The organism is Limnofasciculus baicalensis BBK-W-15, assembly GCF_024178385.1.
Lineage (GTDB): Bacteria > Cyanobacteriota > Cyanobacteriia > Cyanobacteriales > Coleofasciculaceae > Limnofasciculus > Limnofasciculus baicalensis.
On the sequence record NZ_JAMZMM010000634.1, the window covers coordinates 1 to 1,944 of the forward strand.

A 1,944-nucleotide genomic window follows, 5' to 3' on the forward strand; every position below is an offset into this window, starting at 1 on the left:
CCCCACCTCCCCACTCCCCATTTTTATGGATCAGACGATCCCAATTAGATGTAGCATGATCCCAATCATAAAAACTAGTTATATCTCCGAGGGATCATCATGATGATGTCTGTTAGCGAGCGGACTTTTACACAAGAAGTTTTAGAAACCCCTGCAACCGTTGTGGTGGATTTTTGGGCACCCTGGTGCGGGCTTTGTCGCCTAATCAACCCTATGCTCCAGGAATTTCAGCCTCAAGGGAGCGATGCCTGCGGCGGGGAAAGCCATCGCGTTAAAGTTGTCAGAGTAAACGCAGATCACAATCTCAAGCTGGCTAGCCAATATCGAATCAAGTCTCTACCCACATTGCTTGTGTTTGAGGATGGTGAGTTGGTTGACAGACTCGAAGGCTTCCAAGGGCGCGAGGAGTTACGGATGGCACTGCACAACCTGATGGGGACTTCTTTTCCCAAGTATCCAGATATATTGAACAAAGGGGCTACCTCGAAGGTTTTAGATAACTCTGCGCAAAAGGCTGCGTAGGGAATAGGGAGTAGGGAGTAGGGGAAAATTTTTCTGCCCCACTCCCCACTCCCTAGCCCCACATCAATTGCCAAAGAAGGTGGTTTTTTTCAGGAAATCACCCCCAGTGAAGGGAAGCCTTATTACCTTTGGCATCGGGATAAGACAGTGGATTATCTGGTAAAAGCAGGTAGCGAAAAAAGTATTGAATGCTGCTGCATTTACTTATGTGGCAACAGCTTTGTATGCGGTGCTGCAATTAATTCAATTGTTGATGATGCGGAGAGATTAATTAGGGCTTGGTGAAGAAGAGCGAAAGCATTGATAAATAAGGATGTAATGCTTTTTGGCTCGAGACAAGTGCAAGGTTCTGAACTACCCTAGCTCAAAATCCTTGCACTTTTGGGAAACTGAGCCAAAAAATAAGCTTGGATTTTCTCCCCTGCTCCAAAAAACCCTGCCGCCCTGCCTCTTTGAAGCGTCACCAAAAACTTATTCAGCAAGCCCTATTTAGGTCATCGTAACCTAAAAAATGATTAAAATTCTTTTTCCATCCCTTTTAGGTATAGATAAAAATTATCTGACAGCCAGATAGCAGTACTATTGTAACCTAAGTTAATACAAGTCACTAATATTTGATTTTTGCTATACATATTTATATTCCCTAAAGCTTTGATTCGTTTTAAATCCTTAATGACTCGAGCTGGAAGTTCAATTGGCTCTCTGTATTGATTGATAGTGTGCATAGCTTATTCACCTAAACCTGTCTTAAACTATGAGTTCTATTTTTCCAGATTAGATTATGATTGTGCAGAACTTGTGCAGAATCAATCATGATTTATATGATTCATAAGACTAACTCAGATTATAAACGTTAATCCTCTTGTTGCTTCTCTAGTGCAACAATAAAATTTACTGATAGGTAACTGTTGAATAATGATCGTTTCAGTGACAACGATACAGCCGATGAGAAATCTCGAGACGATAGCTTTGAGCAGAGTCTAAGGAGCAAAGTTTTTGGTTTGCAATCGTTAATTGGGGTGGATAATCCCTACGTCTCAATCCAGGAGCGAAAATCCAGAGATGCAAACGATTAACTGGATATACTGGTAAATCTGCTAGTTTTTGCCAAACGGTATTATATCCATGTTTATTATTCAAAAAAACGATAGAGCGGTTGGGATTGTTCAGATTAATATCCGAATTTAGTCTATTAAGTGCTAAAGCAAAGCTTAATCCTAACGCTACATCCTGAAGATTATTATATCCCACGACCATCATCATGGGAACCCTTGGCTCTTGAGTCATATTCCGGGCTACTAAATCTGGATAGAATGGTTTAAGAAATACTAAATTATAAATAACAAATACTGTGCTTAACAAGGAAACAGTCAAAGGTAAAATCATTGTCAATTTCTCTGTCTTTTTCGATTTATGGTGCGT

At 40.5% G+C, this 1,944-nt stretch carries 2 protein-coding genes and 1 pseudogene; 2 read left to right on the top strand and 1 reads right to left on the bottom strand.

Annotation, left to right across the window (positions count from 1 at the left end):
* Positions 1-99: 99 nt before the first annotated feature.
* Both NJ959_RS28995 and NJ959_RS30905 read left to right on the top strand, forming a co-directional pair.
* Positions 100-522 carry a thioredoxin family protein gene (locus NJ959_RS28995; RefSeq protein ID WP_254015226.1) on the top strand — a complete coding sequence of 141 codons (423 nt, stop codon included), beginning with the start codon at positions 100-102 and terminating at the stop codon, positions 520-522.
* A gap of 208 nt (positions 523-730) precedes the next feature.
* Complete coding sequence (locus NJ959_RS30905; RefSeq protein WP_373693736.1) at positions 731-793, top strand: hypothetical protein; 63 nt, start codon at positions 731-733, stop codon at positions 791-793.
* A 653-nt stretch (positions 794-1,446) separates the two neighbouring features.
* Here the strand turns inward: NJ959_RS30905 and NJ959_RS29000 are convergent.
* Positions 1,447-1,944: pseudogene (locus NJ959_RS29000) on the bottom strand (glycosyltransferase family 39 protein); the annotation flags it as partial.